Source organism: Candidatus Eisenbacteria bacterium (assembly GCA_016930695.1).
Classification (GTDB): Bacteria; Orphanbacterota; Orphanbacteria; order Orphanbacterales; family Orphanbacteraceae; genus JAFGGD01.
The window spans coordinates 52,170-65,905 of the sequence record JAFGGD010000049.1 but is presented as its reverse complement, the minus strand read 5'-3'; the positions used below and the strand labels follow the sequence as shown (position 1 = coordinate 65,905).

Sequence of the window (13,736 nt, the reverse complement as noted above, 5' to 3'; positions counted from 1 at the left end):
CGCGGCGATCCCCCCGCGCGCGTATTTCTTTATTTGTTTACCTTTTGAGTCGTAGCGATCAGTCCCAGGACGCCGCGGCGGCGAGCGCCGCCGTTTCCCCCTCGAACGCATCGGGGGGGAAGAGGACCGGCAGCAGATCGTTCAGAAACTGCCTTTTCTTGTAGGCGTTGTGGCTGGCGAAGTGACCGTCCTGCAGGGTGCGGAGATACTCCTCGATCGGATAGATCTGGATCTCCACGGAGAAGAGGTAGGGGGTTTCCTCGATCGGGTCCTCGGTGAGCACGCCCATGATCTGCTTCAGCACACGGAAGGCGGAGGAAGACTGGGGATTGAGACGGGACCGATCCCGCTCTCCCCGGAGCGTGTCCACGCGATCCCGCCAACGGAGAGGCCCGCCGGAGACGCGGATCATCCGCCGCTCCAGCGCATAGGCCTGCCGCCGGTCGCCGACGATGAACATGGCGCCGAGCAGATCGGGCACCATGCTCGGATCGGCGATGCCGCGCCGGATCATCTTGCTCACGATCGATCCGCTCCGGCGGCCGAGTCGGGGCCAGCGCGGTTTTTCGGAGAGGGTGAGCGTCCCCTCGTCGGCGAGGAGGCTCGCCGAGGGGATCGCCTCCCGCTTGAACCGGCAACGGTAGTGGTAGATGTCGATCGTCGGGTCGCCGTTCCGCGGCGCCAGGCGGCGGACCGGAAAGCGCCACACCGGCGCGTCTCCGCCGGCGGCGATGCCGGTGCGGAAAAGACCTTTCCCGCCCGAACCGTCGTCGAAGCCGCAGCAGATCTCCACCTCCCCTTCCTCGGCGAGATGAGACCAGAGTTTCTCCCGTAGGATCGACTCGAATTTCTTTTTATGGCGCATGCCGTCCCGAACGGTGCGGCAGTGGTCCACGTCGAAGAGCAGTTTGGCGAGCACCAGCTTCCGGACCGCCTCGTAGCGGCGACGCCTGTTCCCGGCCCGAAAACTGTTCTCCAACAGGCCGAGCATGTCGTTGGTGTCGCGCGTTTCCGGCAAAGGACGGAGGGGGATCGCGTTTTCCTCCGGCACGAGGCGAAGTAGGTCGTCCAGGTAGTCGTCGGCGTCGTGACAGTAGCGTTCGATCACCGCGCGGGGATCATCATCGCCGTCCTCGGCGGGGAGGGAGTAGGCGCGAATCATCCTCTCGTACTCGGCCGGGTCGTCCCGGATGGAGCGATAGGTCGAGAGCCATAGCCGAACGAGTTCGGGTCTCCGCCGGTGCAGGTTCGGGTCCAGGAACGGGTGAACCTGATAGGCGAGTGGCGTCTCGAATCTTCCGGGATGGGGTGCCGTCATCGTTCGCTCTCCGCCTCCGGTTCTTGCACACCGGAGTCGGTCTTCGGTTTCTCCGTCCTTCGAATTTCCGCGCGGCGCGCGGCGCGAAGCCCCTTCCGGCGTTCCGTGATCCGGATCTCTCGAACGCGGTAGGAGGCTCCCGGCGCCGTCCGACGCTCTCGCCGTACCTCATTGTACCCGTCGTCGGGAGAAACGAAAACCCCCCCCGGCCGGCCGCGCCCCGCCTCCATCCCATTTCCGTTGCGGCTGTTCCGGCAAGGTGTTACGCTGCCGGACCGGAGGAAACCGATGCCCGCGATCGCCGAAAATCTGCGCCTCGTCCGTGAAAGAATCGCCGCGGCCGCCACCCGGGCGGGCCGAGACCCGGAGGGGATCCTCCTCCTCGCGGTCTCCAAGCGGATCCCGGCGGAATCGGTCAACGAGGCGATCCGCGCCGGCGTGCGGGCGATCGGTGAAAACCGGGTGCAGGAGGCGGAGGCGAAGTGGCCCGCGCTGATCACCGGTCCGGAGAGGCACCTCGTCGGGAGGTTGCAGAGGAACAAGGCGGGGAAGGCTGTGGAATTGTTCGACCGGATCCAGTCGATCGATTCGCTTCGTCTCGCGGAGGCGGTCTCCCGCCGCTCCGAGGCGATCGGGCGGCGCACGCCGATTCTTTTGGAAGTGAATATTTCCGGCGAAGCGAGCAAGGCGGGGGTGACGCCGGCGGTATTGCGGGATCTCGCGGCGGGTGTCGCCCCTCTCCCCGGCCTTCTCCTGGAAGGTCTGATGACGATCGGACCGCTCACCGGAGACGAGGGAGCGATCCGGGACGCCTTCCGGCGGATGCGCGGCCTCTTCGAGGATCTCCGCGACCGGCCCGTCCCGGGGGCCCGGATGGAGATCCTCTCCATGGGCATGTCCGATGATTTCGAGATCGCCGTGGAGGAGGGGACGACCCTGGTCCGGGTGGGAACGGCGATTTTCGGCCCGCGGCCGCCCGCCTGATCCGGCGCCCGGGGGCGCGGAGGAACGGAGGATCCGATGCTTCTGCTGAACACCATTTCCAGTCTCTTTCACATGTTCCTGCTCTACGGAACGCTGGCGCTCATCCTCCTGATTCTCTTCCGGATCTTCGTGCCGCCGGCCCGGTTCCGTTACGGCACGGGTTCCGTCCTCTATCGTATCGGCAGAATCACCGACTTCCTGGTGTCGCCGATCTACTCCCTGATGCCTCCGGGAACCCACGCGGCGGTACCGGCGATCCTGGCGATCTTCGCGGTCATCCTGATCGGCTACTTCGCGGGAAACGTCTTCGACGACGTGGCGATCCGCGGCATCGGCGGATTCATGGTCAGTCTCGGCGCGGGGCGCCCGATGGCGGCGATCGGGTTTCTCCTCTACGGTTTCGTCTCGCTCTACGTCATCATCCTGGTGATCCGGATCCTCTTCTCCTGGATTCGCGTCGGCTATCTCGGCGCCGGCCGTTTCACACGCTTCGTCTACGAGATCACCGAGCCCGCCCTCGCCCTTTTCCGCTCCGTTCTGCCGCCCATCGGCGGTTTCGACCTCTCGCCGATCCTCCTCTTTTTCCTGCTCCAGTTCGTCAAGCAGGGGATCTGGATGATCTTCATCCGCGGATAGGGTATATTCGGCCGGGGATCGATCCCGCCGCCGAACCCCGATTTTCCTTGGAAGGAAGCGGGGGATCGTCTATTCTGAGCGATCATTTGAACTCCATATGGGCAGGAGGGCTTCGCCCATGAAGATCTCTCCCCTCGACATCCGAAAACAGACCTTCCGCAAGGCGCTCCGCGGCTTGGACGAGCAGGAGGTCGGCGGTTTTCTCGAGATGGTGGCGGAACAGGTGGAGCGGCTGGTTCAGGAGAACCGGGACCTCCGGGACCGCATGAACACCCTTGAGGTGCAGCTCGAGAACTACCGGCGCATCGAGGAAGCGCTCCGCAACGCCCTGGTCACCGCCGAGAAGGTGGCACGGGAGACCAAAGCGAACACGGATCAGGAGGTGGAGCTGCGGATGAAGCAGGCGGACCTGCGCGCCCAGCGCACGATCCAGTCCGCTCGGGGGATCCTCGAGGGGGTCCGCAACGACCTCACCGATCTGGCGAAACAGCGCCGCGATTTCCTGGCCCGGTTCCGGCTGCTCGTGGAGACGCAGCTCAAGATGCTCGACCTGAAGCGCGTCGAGTACGAAGGGGACGAAGACCTGCGCCGTCTCGACGAGATCCAGCGCGCTCTCTTCGACGAGATCGAAGCGGAGGGGGAGCGGATCGAATCGGAGGCGGTTGAAACGGTTCGGGGCGCGGTGGGGGAGGTGGACGGGGAGCGGATCCCGGATCGGGAATCGGTCCCCGGGGAATCACCCGCGTCCTACGCCCCCGAACCCGTCGACGAAGAACGCTAACCGCGCCGACCCCGCCGCTCCGCGAACCGGAACGCGTGGGGACCGGCCTGTCGATCGAGTCATGAGCGAAACAAAAAGCACCACCGAGAAGAACGCCCGGTCGGTCCCGGAGCGGGAAGAAGCGATTCTCCGTTTCTGGAAGGAACGCGGGATTTTCCGGAAGAGCCTGGAGCGGGAGGCGGCGTCGAGCTTCGTCTTCTACGAAGGCCCGCCGACGGCGAACGCCCATCCCGGTATCCACCACGCCACCGCCCGGGTCGTGAAGGACCTGGTCTGCCGCTATCAAACGATGCTCGGCCACCGCGTCGTCCGCAAGGGGGGATGGGACACCCACGGCCTCCCCGTGGAGATCGAGGTGGAGAAGGAACTCGGTTTCAACGGCAAGGGGGAGATCGAGGAGTACGGCATCGAGAAGTTCAACGAGAAGTGCCGGTCCCGCGTCTTCCGTTTCGCCGATGAGTGGGAGCGCATGTCCGACCGGATCGGTTACTGGGTGGACATGAAGGCCCCCTACATCACGTGCACCAACGACTACATCGAATCGGTCTGGAGTCTGCTGCGGCGTTTCTGGGACGCGGGCCTGATGTACTTGGGGCACAAAGTGGTCCCCTACTGCCCGCGCTGCGGCACGCCGCTCTCGAGCCACGAGGTTTCCCAGGGGTACGCCGACGTGGTCGACCCTTCGATCACGGTGCGGATGCGCGACGCCGACGACCCGGAGAGGAGCTTCCTCGTCTGGACGACCACTCCTTGGACGCTCCCCTCCAACGCGGCGATCGCCGTCGCCCTCCGCGAAACCTACGCCGAAGTCTCCTGGAAAGGGGAACGGCTGGTGCTCGCCGAGGCGCGGATTCCCCACGTCTTTTCGGAAACGCCGCGGATCCTCCGCCGTTTCTCGGGCGCGGAACTGGTCGGGGCTCGCTACGAAAGGCTCTTCCCCTTCGCGGCGGAGGACGAGAAAGCGTGGCGGGTGATCGGCGGCGATTTCGTCAGTCTCGACGAGGGGACCGGCATCGTGCACATCGCCCCCGCCTACGGCGAAGACGATTACCGGGTCGGCCGGGAGGAGGGACTCCCGGTGATCAGCCTGGTCGACCACACCGGGCGATTCATGGACGCCGTGGAGCCCTGGGCGGGCCGGCCTGTGAAGGAGGCGGACCCGGACATCATCGAGAACCTCCGCGGCCGCGGCCTCCTCTTCGCGGAAGAGGACGTGACGCACAGCTACCCGCATTGTTGGCGTTGCTCCACGCCGCTTCTCTATTACGCCCGGGAGAGCTGGTTCATCCAAACCACCGCCTTCCGGGACCGCCTGATCGAGGAGAACGCGAAGATCGATTGGTTCCCGCCGGAAGTGGGGGCGAACCGGTTCGGGCGCTGGCTCGAGAACAACGTGGACTGGTGCCTCAGCCGGGACCGCTTCTGGGGGACGCCGCTGAACGTCTGGATCTGCGGCGCCTGCGACCACAGGACGAGCGTGGGGAGCGTGGCGGAACTCCGCGAGGCGGCGACGGAGCCCCTTCCGGAGCCGATCGACCTGCACCGGCCCTACGTGGATCGGATCGAGCTCGCGTGCCCGAAATGCGGCGGCGTGATGCGCCGCGTACCGGAGGTGATCGACGTCTGGTTCGACTCCGGCGCCATGCCCTACGCGCAGTACCACTTCCCGTTCGACGGGAGCGGGATATTCGAGGACCAATTCCCCGCGCAGTTTATCTGTGAAGGGCTCGACCAGACCCGCGGCTGGTTCCACAGCCTGCTCGCCATCTCCACCCACGTCTCCGGCGAGAGCTGCTACCGCAGCTGTTTCAGCATCGGGCTGATCCTCGACGAAGAGGGGAAGAAGATGTCCAAGTCGAAGGGGAACGTGGTCGATCCCTGGATGATCTTGGAGAAATACGGCGCCGACGCGCTCCGCTGGTATCTGCTCTGGGCGGCGCCCCTCTGGCTCCCCCGCCGGTTCAGCGTCGAGGCGCTCGGCGAGGTGGGCCGCCGCTTCCTGGACACGCTCCGGAACACCCACTCCTTCCACCGGCTCTACGCCGGCCTGGACGGCTGGCGGCCCGACGCGGCGCCCGCCGCCGGCGCGGACCGCACCGTGACGGACCGCTGGATCCGCTCCCGACTCCATTCCACGGTGCGTGAGACCCGGGGGTGCTTGGACCGCTACGACCTCACCCGCGCCGCGCGGGCGGTGCAGGACTTCGTCATCGACGACCTCTCCAACTGGTACGTGCGCCGGAACCGGAAGCGCTTCTGGAAGGGAGAACTGGACGGCGACAAGCGGGCTGCGTTCGAAACCCTTTTCGAATCGCTGGAGACGGTGTCCCGCCTGATCGCGCCGATGGTCCCCTTCGTGGCGGAGGAGATCTACGGCGACCTGGCGGCGGGCGCGCTTCCCGGCGCCGCCGAGTCGGTCCACCTCGCCCCTTATCCGGAGGCGGACGACGAGGCGGTCGATCCCGCGCTGGAGCGTGTCATGGGGATCGCCCGCGAGGCGGTGACCCTCGGCCGCTCGGTCCGCACCCGCGTCTCCATCAAGACCCGCCAGCCGGTCGGCCGGATCGTGATCGCCCTCCCCGAGGGGGAATCGACCGACGGCTTCGCGAGCGTTCGGGAGACGATCCGCGAAGAGCTGAACGCCCGGGAACTGGAGATCGTCGCCGGCGCCGATCCATGGATCGAGCTGGTCGCCAAGCCGGTTTTCTCCGCCCTCGGCCCCGAATTCGGAAAGCGCGCCGGCCGTGTGGCCGAGACGATCCGCGCTCTTCCGAGCGACGTGATCCGCTCGATCCGTGACGACGGCGCCGCGGACGTGACGGTGGACGGCGAGAAGGTCGCCCTCCGCCCGGAGCACCTCGAGATCGAGGAGCGAGGCGCCGGCGACTTCGAGATGGAGCGGAGCGAAACCGCCACGGTCTTCCTGAACGTGAGTCTCGACGAGGACCTCCTTCAGGAGGGTTTCGCGCGGGAGATGGTCAACAAAATCCAGTTTATGCGTAAAGAGGCCGGATTCGAGGTCGTCGACCGGATCCGCGTGACCTACCGCGGCGGCGAACGCCTGATTCGCGCCATCGACCGGTTCGCGGACCAGATCCGCACCGACACGCTTTCCGATGTCCTCGCCGTCGGCGACGGTGAGGGGGAGAGCGCGCGGGATTGGGATTTGAACGGCGAACGGACCCGGATCGCCATCGAGAGGGTTCCCTCGAACCCGGAGGGATAGAAAGCGGGGGAGTCTGTGAACAAGAAGGAACTCGATCATTTCGAGAAGCGGTTGGTGGAGGAGCGGGAGAAGATCCTCCGGGACATGCAGGATCACGAAGAGGCGGCGGGGCTGACCCAGCGGGACGCCTCGGGAGACCTGTCGGCCTACTCGTTCCACATGGCGGATCTGGGCACCGACGCGAACGAGCGCGAGAAACGGTTCCATTTCGCCTCCCGCGACACCCGGCTTCTCTATCACATCGATCGCGCCTTGGACCGGATTCACGCCGGCACCTTCGGAGTCTGCGAGAGCTGTGGGGGCGAGATCAACCCGAGCCGCCTGGAGGTGGTTCCTCACGCGCGCCTCTGCTCCGCCTGCAAGGAGAAGGAGGAAGAGGCGAAAAAGTGAGTCACTCCGAACGCGGGAGCCTTTGGGCGATGCTTCTCGTCGCGCTCGCTTCCGTTCTCCTCGATCAGGCGGCGAAGGGAGTCGTGGAGCGCTCACTCGCGCTCGGCGAGTCGATCGACGTGATCGGCGGTTTCTTCCGCCTGACCCACGTCCAGAACCCGGGCGGCGCCTTCGGCCTCTTTCGCGGCGCCGGCGCCGCCTTCACCGCTCTCTCGACGGCAGCCGTGGTCCTTCTTCTCGCGGCGGCCTGGCGCTATCCCGCCGCCGGCCGGAGCCGGATCGCCTACGGTCTGGTGCTGGGCGGCGCACTCGGGAATCTGATCGACCGGATCCGCCTGGAGCGGGTGGTGGATTTCCTCGATTTCGGCGTCGGCGGCCTGCGTTGGCCGGTGTTTAACGTGGCGGACATCGCCGTGGTGGTCGGGGTCGGCCTGTTTCTCTTGATCTCGCTCCCGAAGGGAGACGCCCATGTCCGAGAGCCCCGGCCTGAAGGGGGAGGTGAAAGCCCTCCGGGTCCCTGATGGGGAGCCGGTCCGTCTGGACGTGTTCCTCGCCGAGCGGGGCGTGGTTCCTTCGCGCGCTTTCGGCCAGCGCCTGATCCGGGAGGGGCGGGTGCTCGTCGACGGGAAGCCGTGCCGGCCCGGGCGGGCGCTTCGCGGCGGGGAGAGGGTCGAGGCGGAGGTGCCGGCGCCGCAACCCTCCCGGCTCGAGCCGGAGGCGATCCCGCTGGACGTTCGTTACGAGGACGACGACCTCGTGGTGGTGAACAAGCCGGCGGGGATGGTGGTCCATCCGGGGGTGGGGGTGCATGAGGGAACGCTTGTCCAGGCGCTTCTGCACCACTGCGGCGCACTGGCCGACCTGGGCGGCGACACCCGTCCGGGAATCGTGCATCGCCTGGACAAACTCACTTCCGGGCTGCTGGTGGCGGCGAAGACACGCGAATCATACGTGGGGCTCGCCGCGGCGATCCGGGACCGAGAGGTGGAGCGTCGTTATCAGGCGGTGGTTTGGGGGGGGACGCCGGAGGAGGGGACCATCGAGGCTTCCCTCGGTCGGTCGAAAAAGGACCGGCGGAAGATCGCCGTGCTCGCCGAGGGGAAGAGGGCACTCTCTCGGTTTACAACGAGGGAGCGGTTCCGGTATGCCTCTTGGATCGAGGTGAGGCTGGAGACGGGCCGTACCCACCAGATCCGGGTGCACTTCGCCCACACCGGGCATCCGGTGTTCGGCGACCCGGTCTACGGAGGGAGGCGGAAGGCGCTCCGGGGAATCGCGTCGGATAGGCGGCGCTCGGCGGCGCGGGCGCTCGCCCGCATCGATCGGCAGGCGCTGCACGCCTGGCGCCTGCGTTTTCGACATCCGCGGACGGGCGAGGCGCTCTCTTTCACGGCCGAGCCGCCGGAGGACATGCGCGGGCTGTTGGCTTTTTTACGGGAGGACGACCGGGCTCCGGGGGGCGCCGGTGACCGGACCGGAAATGATTTCCTTACGAGCAGGAGGGAGAGCAAGTGAATCTGAAGCGACGCGAAGTGGGAGACGTGATCATACTCGAGCTGTCCGGCAAGCTGATGGGCGGGCCCGACGCGGCGCTCTTCCACGACACGATCAAGGATCTGTTGACGAGCGATAGGAAAAAGATCGTCGTGAACCTCAGTTCGCTGAACTGGATCAACTCCACCGGCCTCGGGATTCTGATCTCCGGCTATACGTCGGTGAAGAACGCCGGCGGGCAGCTGAAGCTGACCAGCGTGGCGGAGCGGGTGCAGTCGATTTTCATGATCACCAAGCTCGCGACGGTGTTCGAGAGCTATCCCAACGAGGACGAGGCGGTGGCCAGCTTCGGCGGCGAGTGATTCCATGGAGCAAACCGAATCTTCGGGGCGGGTGGACCTTTCCGTTCCGAGCCTGATGGACTATCTGTCCGTGATCGACGCGGTGTCCGAGGAGATCACGGGACGCCTGGGCTTGGACGAGGATGTTCGAAACGCCGTCAACAACTCGGTGATCGAGGCGGCCACCAACGCGATCGAGCATGGGAACCATCAGGACGTGCGGAAAAGGGTCCGGGTTCGGTTCCTCGCCTCATCGGAGAGGATCGAAGTCGACGTGAGCGACGAGGGCACCGGTTTCGATCCGGGCCTGCTCGAGGACCCGGTTCTACAGGAAAACCTGATGCGGGTTCGCGGGCGGGGCATCTTCATCATGAGGAGCTACATGGACGACGTGGCCTTCCGGTTCGAACCGGCCCGGGGCACGACCGTGCACATGATGAAGAAGCTGAGATAATCCCGCCCGGGAACCGAACGGTCCCGGGGCGCGTATTCCGCTCGGAAGGAGGCCCGGCCCCGATCGAGCCGCTCGGGCGGCACCCGATCGCCGCCGGCGCATGGACATGGACTGGACCCTTTTCGGCGCGACACTTTACCTCGCCTGCGGCGGCGCCGTCTTCCTGATCGGCGTCCTGATCCTTCATGAGAACGCCGGGAGCCGTCTCCACCGGATCTCGGCGGCGATGCTCTTCTTCGGCGGATTCGGCCCGGTCCTGCTGGGGCTCGGCCGGCTCCTCTCCCTCGGCGGCGCCTCCTCCATCGCCGCGCCGGACCTGATCGTCGCCTTCTCTTATATCTGGGAGCTCTTCTTCCCTTCCCTCCTCCTCTTCGCCCTCGTCTTTCCCAAGGAACGGGCGGTGCTCCGCCGGGTGAGAGGGCTCTGGTGGATGCTCTACATCCCCTATCTCTTTCACGTCGCCTTCGTGCTCCTCCTCGGCGGGACGGGCGCGGCGATCGCCGATTTCGATGTCAGAGCGCCGATGGGTTCCACCGGAGGGATCGGTTCACTCGTAAACCTCATCGCCGGTCTCTTCGGCGTCGCCGTGCGCCAACTGGCGCGCGTCCACATCCGCTTCTTCTCCTTCGTCGACCTGGTCACCATCTTCCTCGCCATCGCGCTACTCGCCGGCAGCGCCCGGCGCACGCGGGCGCCCAAGATCCGGCGCCAGCTCCGGGCGATCCTCTTCGGCCTCGGCTCCTGCGTCGGCATTTACGCCGTCGCCGTCCCGTTGCCGACGCTCTTCCGCGTCGACACTCCGGAGGCGCTCCGCGGGATCCTCCTCACCGCTTCTCTCGTTCTGGGCACCGGATCGATCGCCTGGGCGGTCGTCCGCACCAGCTTCCTCGACCTGGGCGCCGTCATCCGCCGGGCGATTCTCTTCTCCGGCACTTCGGGCGTGATGGTGCTCGTGTTCTTTCTCACCGCGCGCCAGATCGACGACAGCCTGATCCGGCAGACCGGCCGGGACGTGCCGATCTTCCAGACTCTCTTTCTTGTGCTGGCGGTCGTCTTTTTTCAACCGATCATGGGGAGGATCGAGCAGAGCGTGGACCACATCGTGTCGGGAGACCGGGCGGCGCACCGGGTGGTGCTCCGGCGGCTGGGGCGGGAACTGACCGCCATCCTCGATCTCGATCGCCTCGCCGAGACGGTCGGCCGGAGCATCCGCGACGCGCTCGCTTTGGAGAGCGTGCGGCTCCTCCTCCGGCAGCGGGGCGGGGGCTACACCGTCGCCGGCGGCGACGGAAACGGCGGCGGGGCGCTCGCCGACGATCATCCCCTCATGGATCGCATTTCCCGGCTTCACGAGCCGTCGCGCGCCGCCGACCTTCTCGGAGAGATCGGCGACGAGGACGCGCGGAGCGAGGCGGAGGAGGCGGTCCGTCGTCTCGGCGCTCGGCTGATCGTGCCGATCCAGCTTCCCGACGACGGCGGCTGTATCGGTTTTCTCGCGCTGGGGCCGAAGGTGACCGGCGGGCGTTTCAACGCCGAGGACGCGATGCTTCTCTCGATCCTCTCCACCCAGGTGGGGATCGCGGTGCGAAACGCGGCGATGCACGAGGAGGCGGTGGCGCGGCGGATCGTCGACGAGGAACTGGCGCTCGCGCGCTCCATCCAGGAATCGATCGTGCCGCGCCGCAGCTTGGCCGTTCCGGGCGTCGACGTAGCCGCCCTCAACCTGCCGAGCCGCCAGGTCGGCGGCGACTATTACGACCTGATCCCCATCGACGGCGGCGGGCTCGGAATCGCCGTCGGCGACGTCTCCGGCAAGGGGGTCCCGGCCGCGCTGTTGATGTCCATGCTCCACGCGGCCCTGCACGTGCAGATCAACGGCTCCTTCGAGACGGGAAGGCTGATGGAGAGGCTGAACCGGATCCTCTTCCAGTCCACATCGACGGAGCAGTTCGCCACCTTTTTCTTCGGCGTGTATGAACCGGCGGGGGGCGCTTTCCGTTACACCAATGGCGGGCATAACTACCCGGTGCTGCTGAAGGAGGACGGGCGAATCGTCTCCCTCCGCGAAGGGGGCTTGGTGCTCGGTTTCAGCGACGGGATCCGTTACGACCAGGCGCGTGTCGTTCTCGAACCGGGAGACCTGGCCGTGTTCTACTCGGACGGAGTGACCGAGCAGGAGGGAGAGGGGGAGGAGCAGTTCGGCGAGGAGCGGCTCTTCGAAACGGTGCGGCGCCATCGCCGCGAGAAGGCGGGCAGGATCGTGCAGGAGGTGGTGGACGGCGTGGCGCGTTTCGCCGGCACCGACCGTTTCGCCGACGACTTCACGCTGATCGTGCTCCGCGCGAGCGGGGAGGGAGGAGCGTGACGGCGGCGCTGGAATGGCGGGATGTCTCCAAGAGGTACGGTGCCGTCCGGGCGTTGGACCGTCTTTCGTTGGAGGTCCGGCCGGGCGAGGTTTTCGGTTTCCTCGGTCCGAACGGCGCGGGGAAGACGACGGCGATCCGGATCGCGGCGGGGCTGCTCCGTACGGACGAGGGAGAGGTCTTTCTCGGCGGCGCGCCGGCGGGTCGGCCCGAGAGCCGCCGGCGGGTCGGCTACCTGCCCGAGGACATTCGACTCCCCGCGCGGCATCGCCTCGGCGAGTGGCTCGCCTGTCAGCTCCGTCTCCGCGGCGTAGACGGGGCGCGGATCCCCGCCGTCGCCGAGAGGGTCGGCCTCGCCGGGAGGCTCGACACCGAGACGGGCGCCCTCTCCAAGGGGATGCGCCGCCGCGCCGGCCTGATGCTGATGATCGCCGTCGACCCCGCGCTCTGGCTCCTCGACGAGCCGACCGCCGACCTGGACGTGCCGGGCCGCGAGCTGGTGGAGAACGTGATTCTCGAGGCGCGTTCCCGCGGCGCGTCCTTCTTCCTCTCCTCTCACATCCTTTCCGAGGTGGAGCGGGTGTGCGACCGGGTCGGCTTGATCGAGAGGGGGCGACTGGCGCGGACCGCGGCGCCGGCGGAGCTTCTCCCCGCCCCCTTTCTGGTGGACGCCACTTTCCATGAAACGCCGCCGGAGCCGGAACGGCTCCTCGAGGGACGAACGTTCGTGGAGGACCGGGAAGCGCGGCGGATTCGCGTCTTCGTGCGGGACCGGGAGGATGGGGACCGGGTGCTCCGCCTCTTCGAGGAGGCGGGCTCCGTGGTGCGGCAGAGCACGTTCCGGAGCGCTTCGCTCCGCGACTCGATCCGGGGGCTTCTGTCGTGAGGGCGATGATCCGCGACACCTGGCTCACCTTCCGGCGCGGCGGCGGCTTCATCTTCACGATGCTCTTTTTTCTTTTCCTTTTGATGCTGATCGCCGGGGCGCTCTATCTGGGAGGAGATTTCTACGTCAACGGCCGCGCGGTGGCGCTGGACGAACGCGCGCGGGCCGGCTTCGCCGCCGCCGCGACGATGCGCTCGGCGAACCTCTTCGCCATGCTCCTCATCCTCTTCCACGGCGGCGGCCTGGTTCTTCGGGGCGTCGAGCGGGGGAGCGCCGCCTTCGACCTGACCGCTCCCCTCTCCAGGGAACGCTATCTCCTCGGCCGGCTCCTCGGCCTTCTGACGATCCTCGCGGCGATCCAGGGGGTGGCGGTCCTCCTCGTCGAGGCGGTGTGGGCTGCGAAGCTGGGAGAGGCGCGTCCCGCCCTCTTCGCCGGGCTCTTCCCGCTCCTCCTCGCCCAGGCGCTCTTCGCCGTCATGGTCATCCTCTTCCGGCTCGCGGCGGCGGGTGGTTGGGCGGGGATGGCCGCCCTCCTCGTCTACGCGGCCGGATGGTTCTTCTCACTCGATATCCTCGAGACTTATCTCTGGGACACCGGCGAGCCGGGCGCGGGCGGCGGTTGGTTGATCGGCGCGCTCGGTCCCTATCTGGTCGGGGAACCGGCGGGGTTCCGCGCGGCGCTCGCGCGGGCGGTGGTTCGCTTCTTCCCGCCGGCGGCGAACGCGGCGAGCGTGGGGATCGACGCGGCGCTCGGCCGCCCCGTCTACCCGCGGGGCGATTGGTGGTCCCTGCCGATCACCGCCGCCTGGACCGGGATCATCGGGTACGCGGCGCTCCGCGTCTTCCGGCGAAAGGATCTTTGA

Annotated in this window: 13 protein-coding genes; 12 read left to right on the top strand and 1 reads right to left on the bottom strand. The window is 67.1% G+C overall.

From position 1 onward, the window contains the following. Positions 1-58: 58 nt before the first annotated feature. Positions 59-1,318 carry a hypothetical protein gene (locus tag JW958_12050; protein ID MBN1826986.1) on the bottom strand — a complete coding sequence of 420 codons (1,260 nt, stop codon included), beginning with the start codon at positions 1,316-1,318 and terminating at the stop codon, positions 59-61. A gap of 288 nt (positions 1,319-1,606) precedes the next feature. Here JW958_12050 and JW958_12045 point away from each other — a divergent pair, with 288 nt between their 5' ends. From JW958_12045 to JW958_11990, 12 genes are all read left to right on the top strand, one after another. Beyond that, positions 1,607-2,302 carry a YggS family pyridoxal phosphate-dependent enzyme gene (locus JW958_12045; protein ID MBN1826985.1) on the top strand — a complete coding sequence of 232 codons (696 nt, stop codon included), beginning with the start codon at positions 1,607-1,609 and terminating at the stop codon, positions 2,300-2,302. 36 nt (positions 2,303-2,338) lie between these two features. Continuing rightward, positions 2,339-2,938 (top strand): YggT family protein, encoded by a 600-nt coding sequence (locus JW958_12040; GenBank protein MBN1826984.1) that lies wholly within the window; start codon positions 2,339-2,341, stop codon positions 2,936-2,938. A 118-nt stretch (positions 2,939-3,056) separates the two neighbouring features. After that, complete coding sequence (locus tag JW958_12035; protein MBN1826983.1) at positions 3,057-3,719, top strand: DivIVA domain-containing protein; 663 nt, start codon at positions 3,057-3,059, stop codon at positions 3,717-3,719. A 61-nt stretch (positions 3,720-3,780) separates the two neighbouring features. Next, the gene (locus JW958_12030) at positions 3,781-6,945 is read left to right on the top strand and encodes an isoleucine--tRNA ligase (protein MBN1826982.1); all 3,165 of its coding nucleotides are present in this window, start codon (positions 3,781-3,783) and stop codon (positions 6,943-6,945) included. A 15-nt stretch (positions 6,946-6,960) separates the two neighbouring features. Continuing rightward, on the top strand, positions 6,961-7,335 hold the full coding sequence (locus JW958_12025) for a TraR/DksA C4-type zinc finger protein (protein MBN1826981.1): 375 nt from the start codon (positions 6,961-6,963) through the stop codon (positions 7,333-7,335). A gap of 29 nt (positions 7,336-7,364) precedes the next feature. Beyond that, the gene (lspA, locus tag JW958_12020; GenBank protein MBN1826980.1) at positions 7,365-7,856 is read left to right on the top strand and encodes a signal peptidase II; all 492 of its coding nucleotides are present in this window, start codon (positions 7,365-7,367) and stop codon (positions 7,854-7,856) included. Beyond that, a complete protein-coding gene (locus JW958_12015) occupies positions 7,804-8,850 on the top strand; it encodes an RluA family pseudouridine synthase (protein ID MBN1826979.1) in 1,047 nt (348 codons plus the stop codon). Before lspA ends, JW958_12015 begins: the two co-directional genes overlap by 53 nt. After that, positions 8,847-9,191 (top strand): STAS domain-containing protein, encoded by a 345-nt coding sequence (locus JW958_12010; protein ID MBN1826978.1) that lies wholly within the window; start codon positions 8,847-8,849, stop codon positions 9,189-9,191. Before JW958_12015 ends, JW958_12010 begins: the two co-directional genes overlap by 4 nt. Before the next feature lie 4 nt (positions 9,192-9,195). Continuing rightward, positions 9,196-9,624: an ATP-binding protein gene (locus JW958_12005; protein ID MBN1826977.1), complete on the top strand. Its 429-nt coding sequence runs from the start codon at positions 9,196-9,198 to the stop codon at positions 9,622-9,624. Between the two features lie 106 nt (positions 9,625-9,730). Next, positions 9,731-11,989, top strand: coding sequence for a SpoIIE family protein phosphatase (locus JW958_12000; protein ID MBN1826976.1), 2,259 nt, complete (start codon positions 9,731-9,733; stop codon positions 11,987-11,989). Continuing rightward, on the top strand, positions 11,986-12,873 hold the full coding sequence (locus JW958_11995; protein ID MBN1826975.1) for an ABC transporter ATP-binding protein: 888 nt from the start codon (positions 11,986-11,988) through the stop codon (positions 12,871-12,873). Before JW958_12000 ends, JW958_11995 begins: the two co-directional genes overlap by 4 nt. Continuing rightward, positions 12,870-13,736, top strand: coding sequence for a hypothetical protein (locus JW958_11990; protein MBN1826974.1), 867 nt, complete (start codon positions 12,870-12,872; stop codon positions 13,734-13,736). Before JW958_11995 ends, JW958_11990 begins: the two co-directional genes overlap by 4 nt.

Excerpts from the sequence above, each read along its gene's own strand:
- JW958_12050 (MBN1826986.1), bottom strand. The coding sequence starts at position 1,318 with ATGACGGCACCCCATCCCGGAAGATTCGAGACGCCACTCGCCTATCAG.
- JW958_12045 (MBN1826985.1), top strand. The coding sequence starts at position 1,607 with ATGCCCGCGATCGCCGAAAATCTGCGCCTCGTCCGTGAAAGAATCGCC.
- JW958_12040 (MBN1826984.1), top strand. The coding sequence starts at position 2,339 with ATGCTTCTGCTGAACACCATTTCCAGTCTCTTTCACATGTTCCTGCTC.
- JW958_12035 (MBN1826983.1), top strand. The coding sequence starts at position 3,057 with ATGAAGATCTCTCCCCTCGACATCCGAAAACAGACCTTCCGCAAGGCG.
- JW958_12030 (MBN1826982.1), top strand. The coding sequence starts at position 3,781 with ATGAGCGAAACAAAAAGCACCACCGAGAAGAACGCCCGGTCGGTCCCG.
- lspA (MBN1826980.1), top strand. The coding sequence starts at position 7,365 with ATGCTTCTCGTCGCGCTCGCTTCCGTTCTCCTCGATCAGGCGGCGAAG.
- JW958_12015 (MBN1826979.1), top strand. The coding sequence starts at position 7,804 with ATGTCCGAGAGCCCCGGCCTGAAGGGGGAGGTGAAAGCCCTCCGGGTC.
- JW958_12005 (MBN1826977.1), top strand. The coding sequence starts at position 9,196 with ATGGAGCAAACCGAATCTTCGGGGCGGGTGGACCTTTCCGTTCCGAGC.
- JW958_12000 (MBN1826976.1), top strand. The coding sequence starts at position 9,731 with ATGGACTGGACCCTTTTCGGCGCGACACTTTACCTCGCCTGCGGCGGC.